This is a genomic window from Demequina sp. (genome assembly GCF_016278775.1).
Classification (GTDB): Bacteria; Actinomycetota; Actinomycetes; order Actinomycetales; family Demequinaceae; genus Demequina.
This window is the reverse complement of sequence record NZ_JADQBF010000041.1, coordinates 1-17821: the sequence shown is the minus strand read 5'-3', so window position 1 is coordinate 17821 and position 17821 is coordinate 1. Positions and strand designations below refer to the sequence as shown.

Genomic DNA, 17821 nt, shown 5'->3' with positions numbered 1-17821 from the left:
TCGTGGGCTTTCTCTTCCCTCAGCGCCGCATCAGTCTCACCGACGCCGGCGTTCCGTCACGACGCGGCATGGGCTCGGGTGGTCGGGTCTCCACCAACGACGCGATGCGGATCTCGGCCTTGTGGGCGGCGACGATGCTGCGTGCCGGCCTTGAGTCGACGCTGCCGATCGACTGCTTCACCCGCTACACGGGCAGCGATCGCATGACGCCCGTCAGCACGCCGGACGTTCTGATCACCCCGGACACGTGGGCTGAGGGCCAGCCGATGGACATCACCGAGTGGATGCACTCGACCCGCTTGGACCTTGACCGGTTCGGCAACGACTTCGGTGTGATCACATCCAAGGACGGCGCGGGCCTGCCGCGGGAGATCCACCTGGTCTCTGCCTCCGACGTGACGGTGAAGGGCAAGGGCTCCCGCGTCACGAAGTACCGCATCGACAACACCGACTATGAGCCTGCCGAGATTTGGCACGAGCGCCAGTACACGGAGGCAGGCTCACCGATCGGGCTGTCGCCCATCGCGATGGCGGCCCGGACACTCAGCGCCCACACCTCCGCGTTGCAGTTCGCTCTGGACTGGTTCGAACGCGGCGCAACGCCCAGCATGGTGCTGCGCAACAACGCCAGAGACTTCAACGCACGAGAGGCCTCGCTCGTGCAGCGCCGGGTCGCGGCGTCGATGTCGAACGGGGAGCCTGCAGCTATCGGCAAGAGCTGGGAAATCGACATTCAGAGCGCTCGCGCCAAAGACGTCGGGTTCCTGGCGCTGATGGATCACCAGACGGTGGACATCGCCCGCTTCTTTGGCGTGCCGGCCGACCTCATCGACGCGGCCGTGTCTGGCCAGTCGATCACCTACGCCAACATCAGCGAACGCAACCTGCAGTTCCTCATCATGAACTTCGGTCCCGCGGTCACGAGGCGCGAGAAGGCTCTGTCTCGACTGGTCCCTGGCCGTGGCTTCGTGAAGCTCAACACCGAGGGCCTGCTCCGCATGGATCCCGACAAGCGCCGGCGTCTCCTCATCGACGAGTACGTGGCGGGCCTCAAGTCCAAGGACGAGGCACGCGGGCTCGAGAACATGGGGCCGCTGCTCGAGGACGAGTCGGGCGTCGACGAGGCCGAGCGCGCCACGGCGGTCGCACGGCTCCTGCAGATGGGCTACCTGGCAAAGGTCAACGACGTCATCTCCAAGAAGGAACTGCGCAAGCTCGCGAACCGGGCGGGCGCCGATCTCGACCTCTCCGAGCCGTCCACGTCCACGTCACCAACTGAAGGAGCGTCATGACCACGCTGTTGCAGGCGCGCCGCGCCACGGCCGCCACTGAGCGCGCCGCGAAGACTCGGATGCTGGCGGACCGCCCATCGCACCGTCGGTGTGCGGAGGGCCTTGCGTCGGGTGCGCGGGTTGCCGCGCGCGTGTCGGAGTTCCGGGTCTCCGAGCCGTCGACGTCGGGCATCGTTCGATTCGACGGCTACGCGTCAGTCACGGAGAAGCCCTACGAGATGTGGGACTGGTACGGCCCCTACGACGAGGTGGTGCGTGCAGGCGCGTTCCGGCAGACTCTCCTGCAGTCGGACCTCGACGTGCCGTTCGTCATCGTGCACGACCAGATCCGCCGGATCGCCCGGACGATCATGGGCACGCTGCACCTCGAGGAGACCGAGCACGGTCTGCACGTCGGCGCGGACCTGGACACCCGCGATTCCGACGTGGCGTACATCGTGCCGAAGTTGATCCCGAATGAGACGGGTCACAGCCTGGTCGACGAGATGTCGTTCTCGTTCCGCATCATCAAGGGCCTCTGGTCGCCCGACTACATGCAGTACGACATCGAGCAGGTGGATCTGCACCGCGGTGACGTCGCGATCGTCGGCTACGGCGCCAACCCCTACACCGCGGGCTCTGGCCTCGCTGACGACCCGCCGGAGCCTCCGACGCAGCTTGCCGCCGCTGCCCCCTCCAAGCGTGGTGTCGACCTCATCAGCGAGGACGACATCGCCCCGCGCCGTTTCCACTAGGCGCACCCCGTAAGTCCGCGCTTCCGCGCCGCCGCGCTTCGGCCTGGCGTCCTGGCTGCCTGGCACCGACACACACTCACTCCTCCGAAAGGAATCACCATGGACCCGAAGAAGCTGCACGCAGAGCTCCTGCGCAGCATCTCCGACAAGTACAAGGAGCGTGCCGCTGTCGTCGCCGAGCTCACCGAGCTCCGCGGCCAGGACACGCCTGACGATGACAAGGTTGCCGAGGCGCTCAACCGCCGTAAGGCGATCGACGCCGAACTGGGCAACATGGAGGGCCGCGCCGCGGACCTCTCTGCCGAGATCGCCGAGGACGAGCTGGCCGCGAAGCGTGCCGCTGAAGTTCACAAGGGCGCCGAGTTGCCCGAAGAGCGTGAGACCTCGAACAAGGTGACGCGCGAGGAAGCCTTGTACCGCAAGGACCAGGACCCCAAGGGCGACACGTTCATGCGAGACGTCGCGTTGGCGTTCACAGGCAGCACGCAGGCGCGGGAGCGTCTGGGTCGTCACACCGAGCAGCTCTTCGACGAGCGAGCCAATGCGGGCGCACCAGTGCACCAGCGCATCGTGGCGTCGTCCGGACTGTCTGGCTGGGCTGTCCCGACGTACCTCGTCGACGAGTTCGCACCAAACGCCAAGAAGGGCGCCAACTTCGTCGAGAACTGCCGCAAGCACCCGCTCCCGGAGTCGGGGCTCACGGCGTACTTGTCGAAAGTCACCACCGGCACGTCGGCCGACGAGCAGGCTGCCGAGGGTGACACGGTCGACGAGACCGACATCGACGACACGTTGATTTCGATCCCGATCTACACGGTCGCTGGTTCGCAGACGACGTCGCGTCAACTCATCGATCGCGCCCCTGGTGCCTTGGACGTCACGATGGAGGACCTCGTTCGGTCCTACTACACCGACGCAGACAACAAGGCCATCAACCGAGCGTCGACGGGACTGAACGCGGTGGCTACCGTGCTCACCTACACCGACGCGTCGCCTACGGCTCAGGAGTTCTACTCCAAGATCCTGCAGGCTGGCGCAGCGGTGGAGACGGCCAAGTTGGACCAGGACTCCGAACTGCTCGTGTTGCTGCACAACACCCGTTGGCTGTGGCTCCAGAACCAGTTCGTCAGCACGTGGCCCTTCATTGCCGGACGCATGTCTGGCGCGAACGGTCAGGGCGCGGCATCTGGTGCCGGCTACGGTCCGGGCATCCGCGGCTACCTCCCCTCCGACTACCCGGTCATCACGGACAACAACATCGTGACGAACCTGGGTGCTGGCACCAACCAGGACCGTGCCTACGTCCTGGACAAGAACGAGGCGCACGTGTGGGTCGACGACTCTCAGCCGCTCCTCATCAAGGCCGAGCAGACGCAAGCCAAGAAGCTGGCCGTCGACTTCGTCGTCTACGGCTACCAGGCCAACTGCTTCAACCGCTACTCGGGCGCGGTTCAGGCGATCGACGGCACGGGCCTCGTCACCCCGGCGTTCTAGTCGGGCTCGCGGTGGGGACCGGGCAACCGGTCCCCACCGTCTCCACCTCCACCGCACACGAAAGAGAGACCAGCATGACTCGCAACACAAGGGCGGCAGCTGCCGCCGATCGCAAGACGGCTGCCGAGAGCGGCAAGGCCAATCCAAACCAGAGGATCATCGACGCGCTCAACATCGAGCGCCAGGGCTACGTTCGCCGCGACCTGCCTGACCGTGTGAAGCAGGTCAACGCGCAGCTCAAGCACTACGGCGCGACGCCCGAGACCGGGCCGACGGCAGCGGAGAAGAAGGCTGCGGCTGAGAAGGCCGCTGCCGACAAGGCTGCCGCGGAGAAGGCGGAGGCCGAGAAGAAGGCTGCTGAAGAAGGCGGCAACGGCAAGGCCGGCGACGCTGCGGATCGCAACGCCGCCGAGACCAAGTAGGAGGTGAACCGTGAGCGACACCGCTAAGTACGTTGGTACCCCCGCGACAGTGTCGTGGGTCAGCCCCGCTGCTGGTGCGGCGTCGCTCACGGTCACCGGTCCCGATGGTGTGGAGTTGGATCCCGCGCCGGCGGTGACCGACGCCAGTGCTCAGCACAACGCGACGTTCACCCCGGAGTTGCCGGGCCGCTACTTGCTGCACTGGTCGACCCCGACCGATGCTTTCGTGAACATCCTGGACGTGTGGCCTTTGACGCCGCGGTTCCTGGTGTCACGCGAGCAGGCGCTGCAGCGTCTGCGCCAGGTGGACAACAGTGCCGGCACCGAGCTGGACGCATTGATGCTGTACATCGCGGCCGCGTCTGCGGTGGTGGAGTTCCACACGGGTCCGCTGTTCACGTCGAGCGAGACGTGGACCGAGGTGAGCGCCTACGGGCAGCGTGCAGTGGTGTTGCCCAATCACGACGTCACGGTCACCGCAGTGTCGGTGGACGGTTCAGCGCTCTCTGAGGGCGCCTACACGGTCGATGAGGAGCCTGGCATCGTGTGGGTGGACGTGGGCCGCGGGGCGAAGGTTTCCGTGTCTTACACGGTCGGTTCGCAGCAGGTTCCCGTGGCTGCCCAGTTGGCGTGCTTGGAGATCATGGCGCACTCGTGGCAGCAGACCCACCAAGCCGTGGTGGGCTACAACGCTGACGGTACGCAGACGGTCACGACGTCGATGGGGTACGCAATCCCGAAGCGGGCGTTGGAGTGGATTCACGCGGTGCCTGGCGCGGCGGGTGTCGCATGAGCACTGCAGCGAATCCGGTTGACGCGGGTGTGGCGTTTCGTGCCGCGATGTTCGAAGCCGCACAGGTGCTCTTCCCTGAACCACACATCTACGTCACCCGCACGGTCATCGCGCGCAACGCGTCCGACATCGTGCTGATCGGCGCCCTGGATGGTTTGCGCGAAGACGCACCCAACTCGGGCTCTCAACGCACTCAGGACTGGGATCTGTCACTCGACGTCCAGTGCTATGCGTTCCGTGCCGGTGGTGCCGACACAGAGCAGAAGGCAGACGACGATGCATTCACCGCCGCCGGCGGCTATCTGTCACGTCTCGCCGAGTATGTGCGCCGCTCAAACCCCGATGGCGACACGACCTTGGACAACGTAGTCATGTGGTGCCGCATGGAGTCTTTCAACACCATCCCCGGACGCGAGCAAGCCAACAACGGCATCGGCCGTATGTGGGAGTTCGCCGGAACATTCGTCGCGCGATCGCGCGTCACTGGCTAGGAGGCCACCGTGGTCAAGATCAAGAACGTGTCGCCGGTCGGCGACCTGGACGTGCCCCTGCTGGCGCGTTCTGTCAAGCGCGGCGAAGTGGTGGAGGTATCTCCCGAGCACGCCCAGCGCCTGCTCCGCCAGGGCGACGTCTGGCGAGCGGTGGGCTCCGTCGACGACCCGTCGCAGCGTCCCGCTGACAACGCGAAGAAGCCCGCGTGGGTTGCGCACGCCGAGCACCTGGGTGTGGAGGGGGCGGCGGCTATGACGAAACCGGAGCTGATGGAGGCAACGGCGCCAGCCGTCGTCGAGGGTGACGGTGTGGTTGGAGTGGGTGAGGACGGGATCCCGATCCTTCACGCCGCCGGAGATGGTGACAGCGGTGAAGACAACGACAGCATCGACGCCGGGTCGGACGCGTCGGAAACCAAGGGAGAGTAAGTCATGACGAACGTTCTCGACTCGTCGATTGGTATCAAGGAGGAGTCGGTGTTCGGCACTGCCGTCACCGTCGACCGCTTCCCCGAGTTCATCTCGGAGTCCATGAACTTCAAGAACACCTACGCCCAGTCTGAGGGCAAGCGTGTGGGCGCCCGGATGAACCGTGCGGCTGGCCGTGTGCTGGAGAAGGTGGACGCGGGCGGTCAGATCGGCCTCGAGGCCGTCACCAAGGGCCTGGGCGTGTGGCTTGAGGCGGTGCTCGGCACGAAGACCGTGACCGAGACGGCTGACACGGGCGTGTACCTGCAGGTGCACACGCCGGCCGACACGGGCCCTGCGAAGTCCTACACGATCCAGAAGGGTCTGCCCCCGGTGGGTGGTGGCACGGTGCAGGCGTACACGTTCCCGGGCTCGGTGTGTGAGCAGTTGGAGATCGACTTCGCGTCGCCGATCGTGAAGCTGGCGTTGGAGTGGATCTCGCGTGAGGTGGTGACGTCGGAGGCGTATGCGTCACCGTCGTATGTGGTGGATGCTGAGCCGTTGACGTTTGTCGGCGGTGAGATCTACATCGGTGCCACCGTCACGAAGCCCACGGACAACACATTGGCGACGACTGCGGGTGACCCGGTGGCGTTCGTCAAGGGCGGCAAGGTCACGTTGAAGAACAACCTGGACGGTCAGGGCTTCAACCTGGGTGGGGCGGGCAAGCGCACCCGCACCTCGGAGCGCGGCATGCTCGACGTGTCGGGCTCGCTCGACATCGAGTTGCAGGGCACCACGATGCGTGATGCGTTGCTGAACCAGACGCGGCTGTCGTTGCTGTTGAACTTCGAGCACCCGACCACGATCGGTGCCTCGTCGAAGCCGACGCTGCAGGTGTACGTCCCGGCGATCGTGTTCAATGACACGTTGCCTCAGGACGGCAACGGTGCCCCGATCGTCACGTCGATGAACTTCGTTGGGCTTGACCTCCTGACGGCGTCGACGTCGCCGGTGTACGTCTGCTACCAGTCGACCGACACCGCGGTCTAGCGGGTCCGCCATGGCCACGTCGGATGCGTCGCTGTATGAGGTCAAGACGAATCTGCGGGGCATCGTTGACGACCTGAAGGAAATCAGTCCGAAGCTGGCGACGGACATGCGCCGGTCCCTGCGTGGGACCGGCGAGTCGATCATCGAAGCGCAACGGCAGATCCTGCAGCACGAGGCGGTAGGCGGGGTGGTGTCGAGTACTCGGTACTCGATGCCGCAACGCCGCCGTGGTGGTTACCGTCGTGGCCCGCGTGCCCGCGAGTTGGGCGGGGCGCGCATCATCTCCGTGAACTCGCAGGCGTCAGCCCGTGGGTACCACACGGGGTTGCGTGACCAGGTCGCGGCGAACTTGACGACGCAGGTGCGCACGCCCCGCACGGGGCGTGGTGCTGCTGTGCGTGTGGCGTCGGCTAAGCCGTTCTGGGCGAACAAGGCGCTGAACGCGAAGAAGTGGCGCCATCCCGTCTTTGGTGGCCAGCAGCGTGTTGAGCAGGCCGGTAACCAGTACTTCCAACGTGGTGTTGCTGGCGGCATCGACGAGGCCCGCGAAGCCCTAATCGCCGTGGTGGAGAACGCCGCAAAGACCATCAAGTCTCATCCCGTCAATTAGAAAGCAGGAGGCGTTCCCATGCGCTACATGTTCGAACCGTCTGACACAACTCTGCCGTGGGCGGGTGAGGCACTGCCGATCGTGCCGCCGCTCAAGATGCCCATGGATGCACTGTCGGAGGCTCTTACCGCGAAGAAGTGGCGGATGGCTGACCTTCACGCGCTGCTGCGCCGCATCTCTCTCGACTCGTACGAGCGGCAGTTGGAGCGCCAGGGCAAGGAGTACACGGGTCCCCCGTCGGAGATCACGGGCGCCGATGACGTGGTCGCCAACCAGCTCTCGGTGTTCGCCACGCTTCGCAGGGCCGGTTACCGGGTGGCGTGGGAGCAGGTGTGTGAGATGGGTGTCTCTGAGTTCCACGTGATCTCAGAAGACGCCGCGGACGAAGCCTTGCTGTCGGAGTACGAAGACGCTGCCGAGGGTGATGACGCGGACCCTCAGCCTCCGTCGAAGGGTTCCGCTCCGGCCTCCGACGGCGCCACGGAGCCGACGTCGGAGTCTCCTGGCCACCAGTAGCGCTTGAGCCGTCGGTCGAAAACTCAGTACATCTCCGCCTGCCGGCGTTCGCCCGGATCTACCACCTGTCGCCCCGCGACGTGTGGGCTCTCACCCTCGAGCAGTTCTTGCTGTTCTGCGAGGACCTTGACGCTTTGACCACCAAATAGCCAACTCACGCCGACGGGAGGTGCACTGTGGCGTCCCGTTCCGCGAACATCATCTTCGACATTCTGGCCAAGGACAACGCGTCCAAGGTCTTCGACAAGATGTCGGACAAGCTTGCCGCCCAGGAGCGCGCCCTCGACGGGCTGCGCAAGGCCGGCACGGCACAGTTCGTCGCGCTCGCAGCGGCAGCGGGGTACTTCTCGGTTAAGTCGATTGGTGCGGCACGTGACCTGAACGAGACCGTCAACATGACGACGGTGCTGTTCGGTGATCAGGCCGACGCGATGCTCGAGTGGGGCGACACCGCCTACAAGACGGTGGGTCTGTCGAAGCAGGCAGCACTTGAGGCTTCGGCCGGGTTTGGTGACATGTTCACCCAACTCGGCTTCGCCGAGGATGAAGCGGCCAACATGTCGCAGACCACAGTGCAGCTGGCGGCTGACCTCGGCTCGTTCCGTGATCTCCCCACGGAAGACGTCATCGAACGGATTTCGGGTGCGATGCGGGGCGAGTATGACTCGCTCCAGAAGCTGATCCCGAACATCTCGACCGCGCGTGTGCAGCAGGAGGCACTCGCCGCGTCGGGCAAGAAGGTCGCCTCAGAGTTGACGGAGCAGGAGAAGGTTGCTGCGACGTTGGCAATCATCCAGCACGACGCTGCCAACGCGACGGGTGACTTTGCGCGCACGTCCGATGATCTCGCAGGCATGCAGAAGAAGCTTTCGGGCGCCAGCACCGACTTGGCCGCTCGCTTCGGTGAGCAGCTGCTGCCGGCCGTGACCGATGTTGCGACTGCGGGCCTGGAAGCGCTGGAGTGGATGGGAGAGCACGAAACTGAGACCAAGGTGCTTGCCGTCACCATCGGTACTTTGTCCACGACGATCGCGGTTGCGGCAAACTGGCAGAAGATCCACACGACGGCAACGACCCTCGCGGCCGGTGCGCAGTGGTTGTGGGTCGCGTCGGCTAAGGCCAGCACCGCGATTCGCGGTCGCTCGATCGGACTAAAGGCTGCGGACGCGGCTGCGGATGCGACGGCTACCGCTGCCGTATCAGGGCTCACGGCGGCGACTGCGGCAAACACCGCCGTGACGGCTGCGAACGCCACGGCGACGTCGGCCGCGACCGCCGCTACGCGCACTCATGCCGCAAACCTCAAGTCGCTGAGCCGTGGAGGTGGCGTCATCGCGGGCGCGCTGATCGGCCTTGCCGCGCTGACGAAGGCCGTCGAGGCGCTTCCCGGCGCGCACAACGAAGCCACTCTCTCCGCGGCTGAGACGACGCAGGCGCTGTTGGATATGGCGGAAGCTGGGGGCGACCTGCAGGGTACGTTCAATTTCTCGGAGAGCGTGGGTGACCTTGGGGGGCTCTCCGGCGACGTTGACTCTCTTGCGGACGCGGCGAGAAGGATCAGCGATCCGTCGCTCCTGAATCGTGTGAGCGATGTGGGTGGGTCGATCCGCGACCTGTTTGGCGGTAGCGGTGACACTGCACGCACCAAGTCGATCGAGCAGATCGGTGTGATCGGTGAGTCCCTTGCTGGGCTCGTCGCGGGTGGCCACGCGCAGGACGCTGCAGATCAGTTCGAGATGCTGGTCGCCGAGTGGGAGTCCGGTGGCGGCAGCGTCGACGAACTGAAAGAACTGATGCCGGCCTACACGGACGCGCTCGCGGACACGGAGAATCAGGCTCGCCTGGCGGCTGACGCTACCGAGGATCAAACGGACGCGACGGACGACGCTACCGATGCGGTCATGTCGCTGGTAGAGGCGCTCGAGAAGCAGATCGACACGCAGCGTGAGGCTGCGGGTTTGGTGCTGGACGAGTCTGCGGCGTTGCGAGAGTTCTACGACGCCTATGCCTCGGCGACCGAGGGGATCGAGGAGAACGGCAAGACGCTCGACGTTCACACCGAGAAGGGGCGGGAAAACCAGGCGGCGTTGGACGAGATCGCGTCGTCGACGTGGGACTGGATCGACGCCGGGGTGAAGGCTGGTGAGTCGCAGTACGTGTTGACGGACCGGATGACGCAGGGCCGTCAGGCGTTCATCGACACAGCGACGCAGATGGGTGCGACGACGACCGAGGCCGAGGCCTACGCGGACGAGCTGGGATTGATTCCCACGGAGATCGTGACGGACATCTCGCTGAGCGGGTATGCGGACGCGTACCGGTATCTCACGAGCATTCAGGCGACGTTGCGTTCGATCACGGGTGACAACAGGATCCGCGTGGCGACGGGTGCTGGCGGCACTGGTGGGCTCACGTTCGCGGATGGTGGCCCGGTGCGCGGCCCTGGCACGTGGACGTCGGACTCGATCCCTGCGTGGTTGTCGGATGACGAGTACGTGCATTCGGCTCCGGCTCACCACTTCTGGGGCACCGACTACATGGACGCCGTCAACCGGCGTGACGTGAGCGGTGTGTTGGGTGCACTGATCGGTGCCGGCTATGCCGGCGGTGGGACACCGTCGGTGACGGGTCTGTCGGCGTCGTCCGCAATGCTGCGCCCCTACACGGGTCTGTCGGCGTCGCGGACGGCAGCGAACCCCACGTCGGGTGGCATCGCGGTCTTCAACCTGTACGACGTCGACGGCACGCTCCTGGGTTCGATGCGGGGCGTAGCCGACGATTCGGCACGGTTCACACAGCAGTCACGGTCAGCAGTCATGAGGGGCGGTAGTCGTCCATGAGCGTCACAATTTCAGCGGCGGAGCTCACGGGCGGCTCGCCCCCTTTCGCCCAGGTCGTCGTCTCGGGCATGGCGGACGGCGACGTGTACACCGTGGTGGGTGCGGCGGGCGACCACGAGTGGCCTGTGCAGGGCGGTCAGGGCACGTCAGACGGCACGCAATTGGTGCTGACGGACTCTCGTGTGCCGTGGGGCGGTTCAGTCACCTACAAGGTCACGATCGGGTTGGACGTGTACGAGGCGGCGCCGTTCTCGATCGAGTACTCGGGTGCGGTGTGTGTGTTCCAATCTTTGTCGGGCGACAAGATCGTGCCGGTCGGGGTAGCGACGTTCACGGATCCGAAGTCTTTCCGGACGCGGCGGGCGTTCTTCCAGGTGACGGGCCGTCGTGGCCCGGTGGTGCGGCATGACGTCACCTCGCTGCCCGAGAAGCCGCTCGCGGTGGAGACCGAGTCTGCCAGTTCAACGAGCGCGCTCGAGGCCTTGCTGTCGTCGGGTGCACCGATCGTGCGACGCCAGCAGATCGGCCTTCGGGATCTCGCCCCGGTCGAGGTGATCTCGGTCGGTGACTGGGACCACGAGCTCGTGGGTGCGGTCGGCGAACTGCGGGTGTGGTCGCTACCCCATCAGGTCATCGATGAGCCAGAGCCCGGCACGGTGCTGTTCATCTTCGAGTGGGACGACTTCGACACGGTGTACGCGGCCGCGACGTGGGCGGACTTCGACACGGAGTGGGCGCCGTTCGATTGGGATCGATTCGACCGTGAGGACTGGGGGGCGAGACTCTGATGCTTGACGGTGCACCCTCTGAGGTTCTTGCCGGGTCGTGTGGTTACACGTCCCGCATCGCGTCGTGGCGTGGCGGTGAGCTGTTGGCCTCCTCCGTGCCGCTCATTGGCGGTCGTCCCGTGTGGCGTGCGGACGACGCTGTACCTGACCAGTTGCGGTTCACGGTCGCTCGCGTGGTTGACGGCTTTGACTGGTTGCCCGGCGAGGGCGACGTCACGCACCCGCTGGCGCCACTCGGCCAGGAGCTGGACGTCACAGTCATCGTCACGTCTGACGTCACAAGCATCGCGTATGAGACTCGCCGTGGTCGCTTCCAGATCCAGGAGACGACGGAGGACTCACCCGGCGTGCTGTCGGTCGTCGCGGCGGGAGTGTTCCAGGTCATCGCCGACGACCGCCTGCCGGCACCTCTGGCACCGCGTGAAGACGGCACCCTGTTCTCTGAGTTCCGGCGCCAGGTCCCGGCGGGCGTGCCGGTTGCGATAGATGCGGCGCTCGCGGACCGGGCGTGCCCTCAGTCGTTGCAGTGGTCGGAGGATCGTCTCGACAATCTCTACACGATCGCTGATGCGATCCCCGCGGTACTGCGTCCCGGGCCATCGGGGCAGGCTGTGCTTGCCCCTCAGGTGGCGGACGATGCCGAACCGGTGTTGACGTTGTCGGAGGGTGAGCGTCGTCCGGGCAACGACTACCCGGTGGTGGTGGGCAAAGCTCGCCGGCGGACCCGTGACGGTGTGTTCAACGCGGTGGTTGCTCGCGGTGCCGTGACGGATGACCCGTCGACACCACCGGTGTGGGCTGAGGCAATTCAGATGACGGGGCCGTTCGCGGCCACGTCGACGGGATTCAGGGTGAAGCGCAAGTTCTTTGCCTCCCCCCTGTTGACCACGGAGGCTCAGTGCCTCGCTGCGGCGAACACGATGCTGGCGTCGGCGTTGCGTCCGGCGAAGGTGATCCCGATCGAACTGCCGCCGGATCCGCGCATCGAGCTCGGCGACGTGCTGCGTGTGCGTGCCGACGAAGCTGCAGACGGGTCGTGGGGTGTGGACATCGTCGGCGTCGTCGTCGGGCTGGACTTGCCCCTGACCTACGACGACGGTGCAATGCGGCTAGATGTGGCGGTGATCTCGTGAGCGACCAGACACTGCGCCTATCCGCCCTCGATGTGGCACGCGAGGTGGACCTGCAATCGCGCGGCATTCAACGGGCGTCGGACGCCAGCCAGTTGAAGCCCGGCATTCTCATCGACGTCGACACCGGCACCAACCGAGTGCAAGTGTCGGTCGATGGTTCCTCCGGTGTGTGGATCCCGTATCTTGCCGGCTCCTACACGGTGGGCGACATGGTCTGGGTTTTTCGCGAGCAACTGCCGGGCGCGTCGGGCATGATCTGCCTGGGCCGTGTGGGAGGCACACCGGGCGTGACACTACCGGACGCACCGAACGAGGGCGCGACCACCGAGACGGCCGTGGCGACAATCCTGCCGACATGGACGGGCACGTGGCGCGTCGTGCGCAACGCCTACGACCGGTGGAACGCCGAACGCGCCGAGTATGGCGGCCGCGCCACCCTGTACCAGGGTGACGGGTTCGGCTCCGGCCAGCTCTACGGCCTTGCCCTGTATGGCAATCAGATCAAGGACCTGGGCGCCACCTCGATCGAGTCAATCACCCTGACGCTCCGTGACGCGAGCCTGGCGTCGGCGCCAGGCCCCGCAATGGTGATCCGTGCGGCCACCAACACGAACGCCTCTGCAGCGCCAGCCGCAACGGGCGCCACGATGAACCCCGCGCCGCTTGCCAAGGGCGCGGTCACCACGTTGGCGCTCGACGGCACGCTGCTCGAGTCGTTCCGCACCGGCGCCCTGCAGGCGCTCGCGACTGTGGGTGTGGGCTCGTCGGCTTACAACGCAGTGCGCGGCACGTCCGACGCCGACGGCATGGCCCTCAAAGTCAACTACACCCGACCTGTCTAGGAGCTCTCCATGGGAATCGACCTCGTTGGCCACAATGTGCCGGCATCCACTGATGCTCCGGCCCGGTCTGCGTTCAACAAGTTGTCGCTGACCATCCGTGACCCACTCCCTGTCGCTGACGCGGCGGCGCGCACGACGCTCTTGGCGTCGTTGGCGGCCGCGACGCCGGCGGTGGTGCCGTCGGCGTCGTCGCCGATCTTCTTCTACCAGGCGGATCTGCCGGCGGCGCATCGGGTGATCTGGACGGTCGACGGTGACAACTTCATCTCGACGTCTGGCCACTACGTGTGGGCGGACGACGCCGACCGCACCGCGGCGACCGGCATGACGTCGGGTGATCTGGGATTCCAGGTCGACACGGATGTTGAGTACCTGTATTCGGGCACCACCTGGTTGCGTTACACCACCGGGTGGCTGAGTGACTTCACGAACGGCTCGGGGTGGACGCCCGCCACATCTGGTCAGTGGCAGTCGTTGAAGTATCGGGTGACGAAGGGGCTCGTCACGGTCAACGGGGTGTCGACCAAGTCCTCGTGGGCTGCGCTGAACCTGATCGCGACCATGCCGGACGACGTTCGTCCTGATGGTCAGGTTGAGGCGTCGGGCGTGGCACGCATGCATCCGGACGGCCAGTTGCTCGCTGCCGCGTCCGGGACGACTGCGTTGGGTATCCACCTCGTCTATCCCATCAAGACCACGTGACCATGAGTATCGTCTCGATCGCTCCCGGGCACTCGCTCGAGAGGTCTGCAGCAGCGTCGTATGCGCGGTGCATTCTCGCGGGGATGCCTGCAGGTGGCCTCAACTCGTCGTACCGGCCGACTTCATTGCAGCGGGCGATCTTCTTGGCGAGGTACCAGACCACCAAGGTTGCCTATGCGCGCGTGCTGGGGGTGCCTCGCTACGACCGGCTTGTGTACAACGGTCGCGCGTATTACCGCAAGCCGGGCATGGCGATGGCTGCGGTCCCGGGCACGTCGATCCATGAACAAGGTCGTGCGCTCGACATTGCAACGGCCTCGGCGGCGTGGGCGTGGATGAACAAGCACGGCAAGCGCCGCGGGTGGCGTCGCACGGTCCGCTCTGAGAAGTGGCATTGGGAGTACTTCCCAGCCAAAGACAAGTACTTGAACGCTCCGGCGCCCGTGACGGCGCTCCAACCACAGGAGGATCTGATGGCCACGGTCATTATTGCGAGTGAGGACTCGAAGAAGGATGCGCGCACGTTCCTGTTCAACGCCGACAACGGGTTGTGCCGGCTGATCTCGGGTGCCGCCTACTACGGCTTTGTCGCGCTCCCGAAGATGGAGTTCAAGCGACTTCCCCAGGCTCACTTCGAAGCGGTGATCGCGACCTCTGAGGCGATGCGGGAGCAGTTGTCGCCCCCCGTCGACGTCACCACCGTGCCTGGTGCGGGATCGCCCACGATCACGGTGGAGGTCGCCGCCTCTCGTCAAGAGGTCTAGCACGTGGACACCACCCTTGCCGCGGTCCTCATCACGGCATCCGTCTCTATCGGGGGCTCGTGGCTTGTCGCGAGGCAGTCCGCGGCCAACCGGTATCAGCAACGCATCAAGGACCTCGAGGACCGTGACGCGAAGTGGGAAGACCGGTGCAACGTGTTGTGGGCGGCCCGCGAAGCGGACGCTCTAATCAAGCGTGCACAGGGTGACCACATCGACGTGCTCGAGGATCACATCTGGCACCACAAGCCACCACCACCACCACCTCGACCACACATTGTCTGATCATCGCGTGCGCCTCGCTTGGGGCGCCGCACCTAGCGCTGTGGAGCAGTTGGTCGCTCGCTGGGCTCATATCCCGGAGGTCGCAGGTTCGAGTCCTGCCAGCGCCACGAACACTCAAGGAAGGAGGTGACATGTTCACCACCATGCTCAACACTCTCGTGTCGAAGTTCAACGGCTTCTGGCTGTCGGTTGTCCGCACTGCGGCGCCGATCGTCGCGGGCTTCGTCATCGGTCAGCTCGCACGATGGGGTCTCGATCTTGATGAGTCCGCACAGACGACGCTCGTCGAGGTCTTCACTCTCGTCGGCGCGATCGCCTGGTATCTCGTCGCCCGCGGTCTCGAGCAGCTCGGCACACACTTCGAGTTGCCGTGGCTCGCGACGTTTGGCGGTCTGATGCTTGGTCTGCCGGCACCGCCGGATTACGGCACTGTTGTCGGCGGTACGTCGGCACGCGGTCCTCCCGCAACTATGTGACGCGGCCACACCTAGGTGGTCACACACGAACGCCCCCTCACGCACCGGCTCGACCGGGCAGCGTGAGGGGGCGTTTTGTGCGTCCCGGGGATTCAGGCCGAACGCACGGGGGGTGTCGCCTATTCGGCGAAGTACTCGATGCGCAGCGCCGGCACGCGCTCGCGGACGCGGGAGGCGATCGCGCGGTGCCACGACGCGGGGTAGATGTTCTTGGGATCCGCGGCCAGGAGTGCGGCATCGGTGCGGGGCACCTGGAGCACGGGCTCCGCCTCGCCTTGCAGCTCTGCCACTGTGGCGTCGACGGCTCTGGTCGCGATCTGCTCGAGCTCGAGCACGTCTTCCACGGCGCCGGGCGCGATGTTCATCTTGCCGTCTTGCCACCGGTTCACGGTGGCCTCGCCGACGCCGAGGTAGTCGAACATCCAGGCGACGGTGAGGCCGAGGTGTTCGCGTAGGCATCGGAACTCGGCGCCGGTCATGTGGTCTTCGGTCGGGTTGTGCATGGTGTCTCCTGTGGTGTCGGAGGGGGTGTGGCCCCGGGTTTCCCCGGGGCCCCCTTCCCTATGAGTATCTGCGGACGTGGTCTGCGGCGATCTTGCCTGCCATCCCTCGGAAGACCGCCATCTTTGGCAGGGAAAACATCGCGATCGCGGCGACGTCCTCAGCGAGAGTCTGGGCGGCGTTGCGGGCCTTGCGCTCTGCGCGGGGTCCACCATCAATGTGGAGCATCCCGGCCATTTCGCCGATGCTGTGGGCCACTAGCACTTCGTGGTCTGAGAACATGTTCTGCATTTGAATCCCCTGTGGGTCTCGGTCTGGCCTTCTGCCTGACCTCGTACCTAAAGTATACGATAGAAAACCTATCACGTCAAACCGGGAGGGGAGACACAGAGACCCCTCACCCATCAGCCGTATGGCGAGGGTGAGGGGTCTCTGTGCGGTGGAACGGCGGGGTTAGCGCGGGTCCTTGAGTGATTTCACGATGAGGGCTCCGAGGACAAAGGCGCCTCCGATCCCCATCCACGTGAAGCTCTTCCAGTTGGGGCCGCCCATGAGAAGTCCGAGCAAGCCTAGGCCTGCTGCGATCGCGCCGACGATTCCCCACCAGGGAAAGGTGGCCCGGGCTGCGGGTGTCACTTCGTTTGATTCGCTCATGAGTTCAGCCTAGTGACTCGGATGGGCGTTGTCCCGATCCGCCCGACCGCACTACCCCGCGTACCGTTCGCGCAGCGCGGTGATCGCCGCTCGAGGCGCATCGTCCGCGGGTTTGGTGTACATCTGCGTGGTGGCCACGGATGAGTGGCCGAGCAGGTATTGAATCGTGCGAAGGTCCACGCCGAGGCGTAGCAGCTCGGTGGCGAATGCGTGGCGCAGCGTGTGAGCGGTCCAGGGATCCGGTAGTGCTCGCGCAAGGAGTTTGCCGACGTAGTTTGCGCTGAGGTGTCCGTGGTCGTCTCCGGGGAAGCACCACCCTCCGCCCGCCAGGCAGGCGGTGCGTAGCGCCAGGGCCAGAGAGTAGTTGAGTGGCACGTCGCGGTCTTTGGCGCCTTTGCCGTGGATCCTGATGGTCCACCCTCCGGGGTCGCGGGTGATGTCGCGGGCGTGCACGAGCGAGATCTCGGTGCGCCGCATGCCGGCCTCGAACCCCATGCGCAACATGAGGCCCACCCTGTCGTCTGCAACTTCGAGCGCGGCCGCGTAGATGTCGTGAGGGATGGGTCGCGGGTTAGCCGCGGATGCACGAACGTGTGACAGTGCGTCGGCGGGGGAGTCGAGGATATGACCGCGCTCGCGGCCGAAGTCGTAGAACTGGCCGAAGGAGACGTGTCGTGATCGGCGGGTGGCACTGGCCCACGTCTGGCGTCCGGCCCAGTCCACGAGGTCGTCGCGGGTGACGTCCCATGGGTTCTCGATTCCGATGCTTCTGCCGAGCGTGCTGACGTGCTCGACACGTGCTTGGACGGATGTGTCCGCGAGCCCGCGTGTGCGGAGCGCTGGTACCCATGCGTCAATGGCCCCCCGCCAGGCGGGCGATAGCGCCCTGGTCTGCATGCCCAGAGCGTAGAGCCGCACCCCGTTGTGGAGGGTGCGGCTCGCTGGTTTGCCTGGGGAAACGGTCACGCCGCGTCGGGCTGTGGGCGACGGTCTTCAAGGCGGGACACGGTGGCGAGGTGCCGCGCG

At 65.6% G+C, this 17821-nt stretch carries 22 protein-coding genes and 1 tRNA gene; 19 read left to right on the top strand and 4 right to left on the bottom strand.

Features of this window, described 5'->3' with window-relative positions; translation table 11 throughout:
• The first annotated feature begins 2 nt into the window (after positions 1-2).
• The 19 genes from QZZ33_RS06050 to QZZ33_RS05960 all read left to right on the top strand — a co-directional run bounded on the left by QZZ33_RS06050 (position 3) and on the right by QZZ33_RS05960 (position 15640).
• Positions 3-1292, top strand: a complete 1290-nt coding sequence (locus tag QZZ33_RS06050) for a phage portal protein (RefSeq protein WP_291378871.1) — start codon at positions 3-5, stop codon at positions 1290-1292.
• The gene (locus QZZ33_RS06045; protein WP_291378870.1) at positions 1289-2026 is read left to right on the top strand and encodes an HK97 family phage prohead protease; all 738 of its coding nucleotides are present in this window, start codon (positions 1289-1291) and stop codon (positions 2024-2026) included. The genes QZZ33_RS06050 and QZZ33_RS06045 overlap by 4 nt, the downstream gene beginning before the upstream one ends.
• 99 nt (positions 2027-2125) lie before the next feature.
• On the top strand, positions 2126-3520 hold the full coding sequence (locus QZZ33_RS06040; RefSeq protein WP_291378869.1) for a hypothetical protein: 1395 nt from the start codon (positions 2126-2128) through the stop codon (positions 3518-3520).
• 74 nt (positions 3521-3594) lie between these two features.
• A complete protein-coding gene (locus QZZ33_RS06035; RefSeq protein ID WP_291378868.1) occupies positions 3595-3942 on the top strand; it encodes a hypothetical protein in 348 nt (115 codons plus the stop codon).
• A 10-nt stretch (positions 3943-3952) separates the two neighbouring features.
• Positions 3953-4735: a hypothetical protein gene (locus QZZ33_RS06030; protein ID WP_291378867.1), complete on the top strand. Its 783-nt coding sequence runs from the start codon at positions 3953-3955 to the stop codon at positions 4733-4735.
• A complete protein-coding gene (locus QZZ33_RS06025; protein WP_291378866.1) occupies positions 4732-5226 on the top strand; it encodes a hypothetical protein in 495 nt (164 codons plus the stop codon). Before QZZ33_RS06030 ends, QZZ33_RS06025 begins: the two co-directional genes overlap by 4 nt.
• 9 nt (positions 5227-5235) lie before the next feature.
• Positions 5236-5655 carry a hypothetical protein gene (locus QZZ33_RS06020; protein ID WP_291378865.1) on the top strand — a complete coding sequence of 140 codons (420 nt, stop codon included), beginning with the start codon at positions 5236-5238 and terminating at the stop codon, positions 5653-5655.
• 3 nt (positions 5656-5658) lie between these two features.
• A complete protein-coding gene (locus QZZ33_RS06015) occupies positions 5659-6687 on the top strand; it encodes a phage tail tube protein (protein WP_291378864.1) in 1029 nt (342 codons plus the stop codon).
• Between the two features lie 10 nt (positions 6688-6697).
• A complete protein-coding gene (locus QZZ33_RS06010; RefSeq protein WP_291378863.1) occupies positions 6698-7297 on the top strand; it encodes a hypothetical protein in 600 nt (199 codons plus the stop codon).
• Positions 7298-7315: 18 nt separating this feature from the next.
• A complete protein-coding gene (locus QZZ33_RS06005) occupies positions 7316-7813 on the top strand; it encodes a hypothetical protein (protein WP_291378862.1) in 498 nt (165 codons plus the stop codon).
• Positions 7814-7989: 176 nt separating this feature from the next.
• On the top strand, positions 7990-10653 hold the full coding sequence (locus tag QZZ33_RS06000) for a hypothetical protein (protein WP_291378861.1): 2664 nt from the start codon (positions 7990-7992) through the stop codon (positions 10651-10653).
• Positions 10650-11441, top strand: a complete 792-nt coding sequence (locus tag QZZ33_RS05995; RefSeq protein WP_291378860.1) for a hypothetical protein — start codon at positions 10650-10652, stop codon at positions 11439-11441. Before QZZ33_RS06000 ends, QZZ33_RS05995 begins: the two co-directional genes overlap by 4 nt.
• Entirely contained in the window at positions 11441-12574 is a 1134-nt protein-coding gene (locus QZZ33_RS05990) for a hypothetical protein (protein WP_291378859.1), read from the top strand. Before QZZ33_RS05995 ends, QZZ33_RS05990 begins: the two co-directional genes overlap by 1 nt.
• On the top strand, positions 12571-13416 hold the full coding sequence (locus tag QZZ33_RS05985) for a hypothetical protein (RefSeq protein ID WP_291378858.1): 846 nt from the start codon (positions 12571-12573) through the stop codon (positions 13414-13416). Before QZZ33_RS05990 ends, QZZ33_RS05985 begins: the two co-directional genes overlap by 4 nt.
• A 9-nt stretch (positions 13417-13425) precedes the next feature.
• On the top strand, positions 13426-14118 hold the full coding sequence (locus tag QZZ33_RS05980) for a hypothetical protein (protein ID WP_291378857.1): 693 nt from the start codon (positions 13426-13428) through the stop codon (positions 14116-14118).
• A gap of 2 nt (positions 14119-14120) precedes the next feature.
• Positions 14121-14882, top strand: a complete 762-nt coding sequence (locus tag QZZ33_RS05975) for a M15 family metallopeptidase (protein WP_291378856.1) — start codon at positions 14121-14123, stop codon at positions 14880-14882.
• A gap of 3 nt (positions 14883-14885) precedes the next feature.
• Positions 14886-15164, top strand: coding sequence for a hypothetical protein (locus QZZ33_RS05970; RefSeq protein WP_291378855.1), 279 nt, complete (start codon positions 14886-14888; stop codon positions 15162-15164).
• Positions 15165-15198: 34 nt separating this feature from the next.
• Positions 15199-15271, top strand: a tRNA-Met gene (locus QZZ33_RS05965).
• A 24-nt stretch (positions 15272-15295) separates the two neighbouring features.
• Positions 15296-15640: a hypothetical protein gene (locus QZZ33_RS05960; RefSeq protein ID WP_291378854.1), complete on the top strand. Its 345-nt coding sequence runs from the start codon at positions 15296-15298 to the stop codon at positions 15638-15640.
• A gap of 119 nt (positions 15641-15759) precedes the next feature.
• Here QZZ33_RS05960 and QZZ33_RS05955 read toward each other — a convergent pair whose 3' ends face one another.
• The 4 genes from QZZ33_RS05955 to QZZ33_RS05940 all read right to left on the bottom strand — a co-directional run bounded on the left by QZZ33_RS05955 (position 15760) and on the right by QZZ33_RS05940 (position 17692).
• Positions 15760-16143, bottom strand: a complete 384-nt coding sequence (locus QZZ33_RS05955; protein WP_291378853.1) for a hypothetical protein — start codon at positions 16141-16143, stop codon at positions 15760-15762.
• Positions 16144-16201: 58 nt separating this feature from the next.
• Positions 16202-16423 carry a hypothetical protein gene (locus QZZ33_RS05950; RefSeq protein WP_291378852.1) on the bottom strand — a complete coding sequence of 74 codons (222 nt, stop codon included), beginning with the start codon at positions 16421-16423 and terminating at the stop codon, positions 16202-16204.
• 171 nt (positions 16424-16594) lie between these two features.
• Entirely contained in the window at positions 16595-16795 is a 201-nt protein-coding gene (locus QZZ33_RS05945) for a hypothetical protein (protein WP_291378851.1), read from the bottom strand.
• Positions 16796-16846: 51 nt separating this feature from the next.
• Positions 16847-17692: a tyrosine-type recombinase/integrase gene (locus QZZ33_RS05940; RefSeq protein ID WP_291378850.1), complete on the bottom strand. Its 846-nt coding sequence runs from the start codon at positions 17690-17692 to the stop codon at positions 16847-16849.
• Positions 17693-17821: the final 129 nt, after the last annotated feature.

Coding starts and splice junctions, on each gene's coding strand:
- QZZ33_RS06035 (WP_291378868.1), top strand. CDS start 3,595: ATGACTCGCAACACAAGGGCGGCAGCTGCCGCCGATCGCAAGACGGCT.
- QZZ33_RS06045 (WP_291378870.1), top strand. CDS start 1,289: ATGACCACGCTGTTGCAGGCGCGCCGCGCCACGGCCGCCACTGAGCGC.
- QZZ33_RS05950 (WP_291378852.1), bottom strand. CDS start 16,423: ATGTTCTCAGACCACGAAGTGCTAGTGGCCCACAGCATCGGCGAAATG.
- QZZ33_RS06015 (WP_291378864.1), top strand. CDS start 5,659: ATGACGAACGTTCTCGACTCGTCGATTGGTATCAAGGAGGAGTCGGTG.
- QZZ33_RS06040 (WP_291378869.1), top strand. CDS start 2,126: ATGGACCCGAAGAAGCTGCACGCAGAGCTCCTGCGCAGCATCTCCGAC.
- QZZ33_RS05960 (WP_291378854.1), top strand. CDS start 15,296: ATGTTCACCACCATGCTCAACACTCTCGTGTCGAAGTTCAACGGCTTC.
- QZZ33_RS05940 (WP_291378850.1), bottom strand. CDS start 17,692: ATGCAGACCAGGGCGCTATCGCCCGCCTGGCGGGGGGCCATTGACGCA.
- QZZ33_RS05995 (WP_291378860.1), top strand. CDS start 10,650: ATGAGCGTCACAATTTCAGCGGCGGAGCTCACGGGCGGCTCGCCCCCT.
- QZZ33_RS05980 (WP_291378857.1), top strand. CDS start 13,426: ATGGGAATCGACCTCGTTGGCCACAATGTGCCGGCATCCACTGATGCT.
- QZZ33_RS05955 (WP_291378853.1), bottom strand. CDS start 16,143: ATGCACAACCCGACCGAAGACCACATGACCGGCGCCGAGTTCCGATGC.
- QZZ33_RS06010 (WP_291378863.1), top strand. CDS start 6,698: ATGGCCACGTCGGATGCGTCGCTGTATGAGGTCAAGACGAATCTGCGG.
- QZZ33_RS06005 (WP_291378862.1), top strand. CDS start 7,316: ATGCGCTACATGTTCGAACCGTCTGACACAACTCTGCCGTGGGCGGGT.
- QZZ33_RS05945 (WP_291378851.1), bottom strand. CDS start 16,795: ATGAGCGAATCAAACGAAGTGACACCCGCAGCCCGGGCCACCTTTCCC.
- QZZ33_RS06025 (WP_291378866.1), top strand. CDS start 4,732: ATGAGCACTGCAGCGAATCCGGTTGACGCGGGTGTGGCGTTTCGTGCC.
- QZZ33_RS05990 (WP_291378859.1), top strand. CDS start 11,441: ATGCTTGACGGTGCACCCTCTGAGGTTCTTGCCGGGTCGTGTGGTTAC.
- QZZ33_RS05975 (WP_291378856.1), top strand. CDS start 14,121: ATGAGTATCGTCTCGATCGCTCCCGGGCACTCGCTCGAGAGGTCTGCA.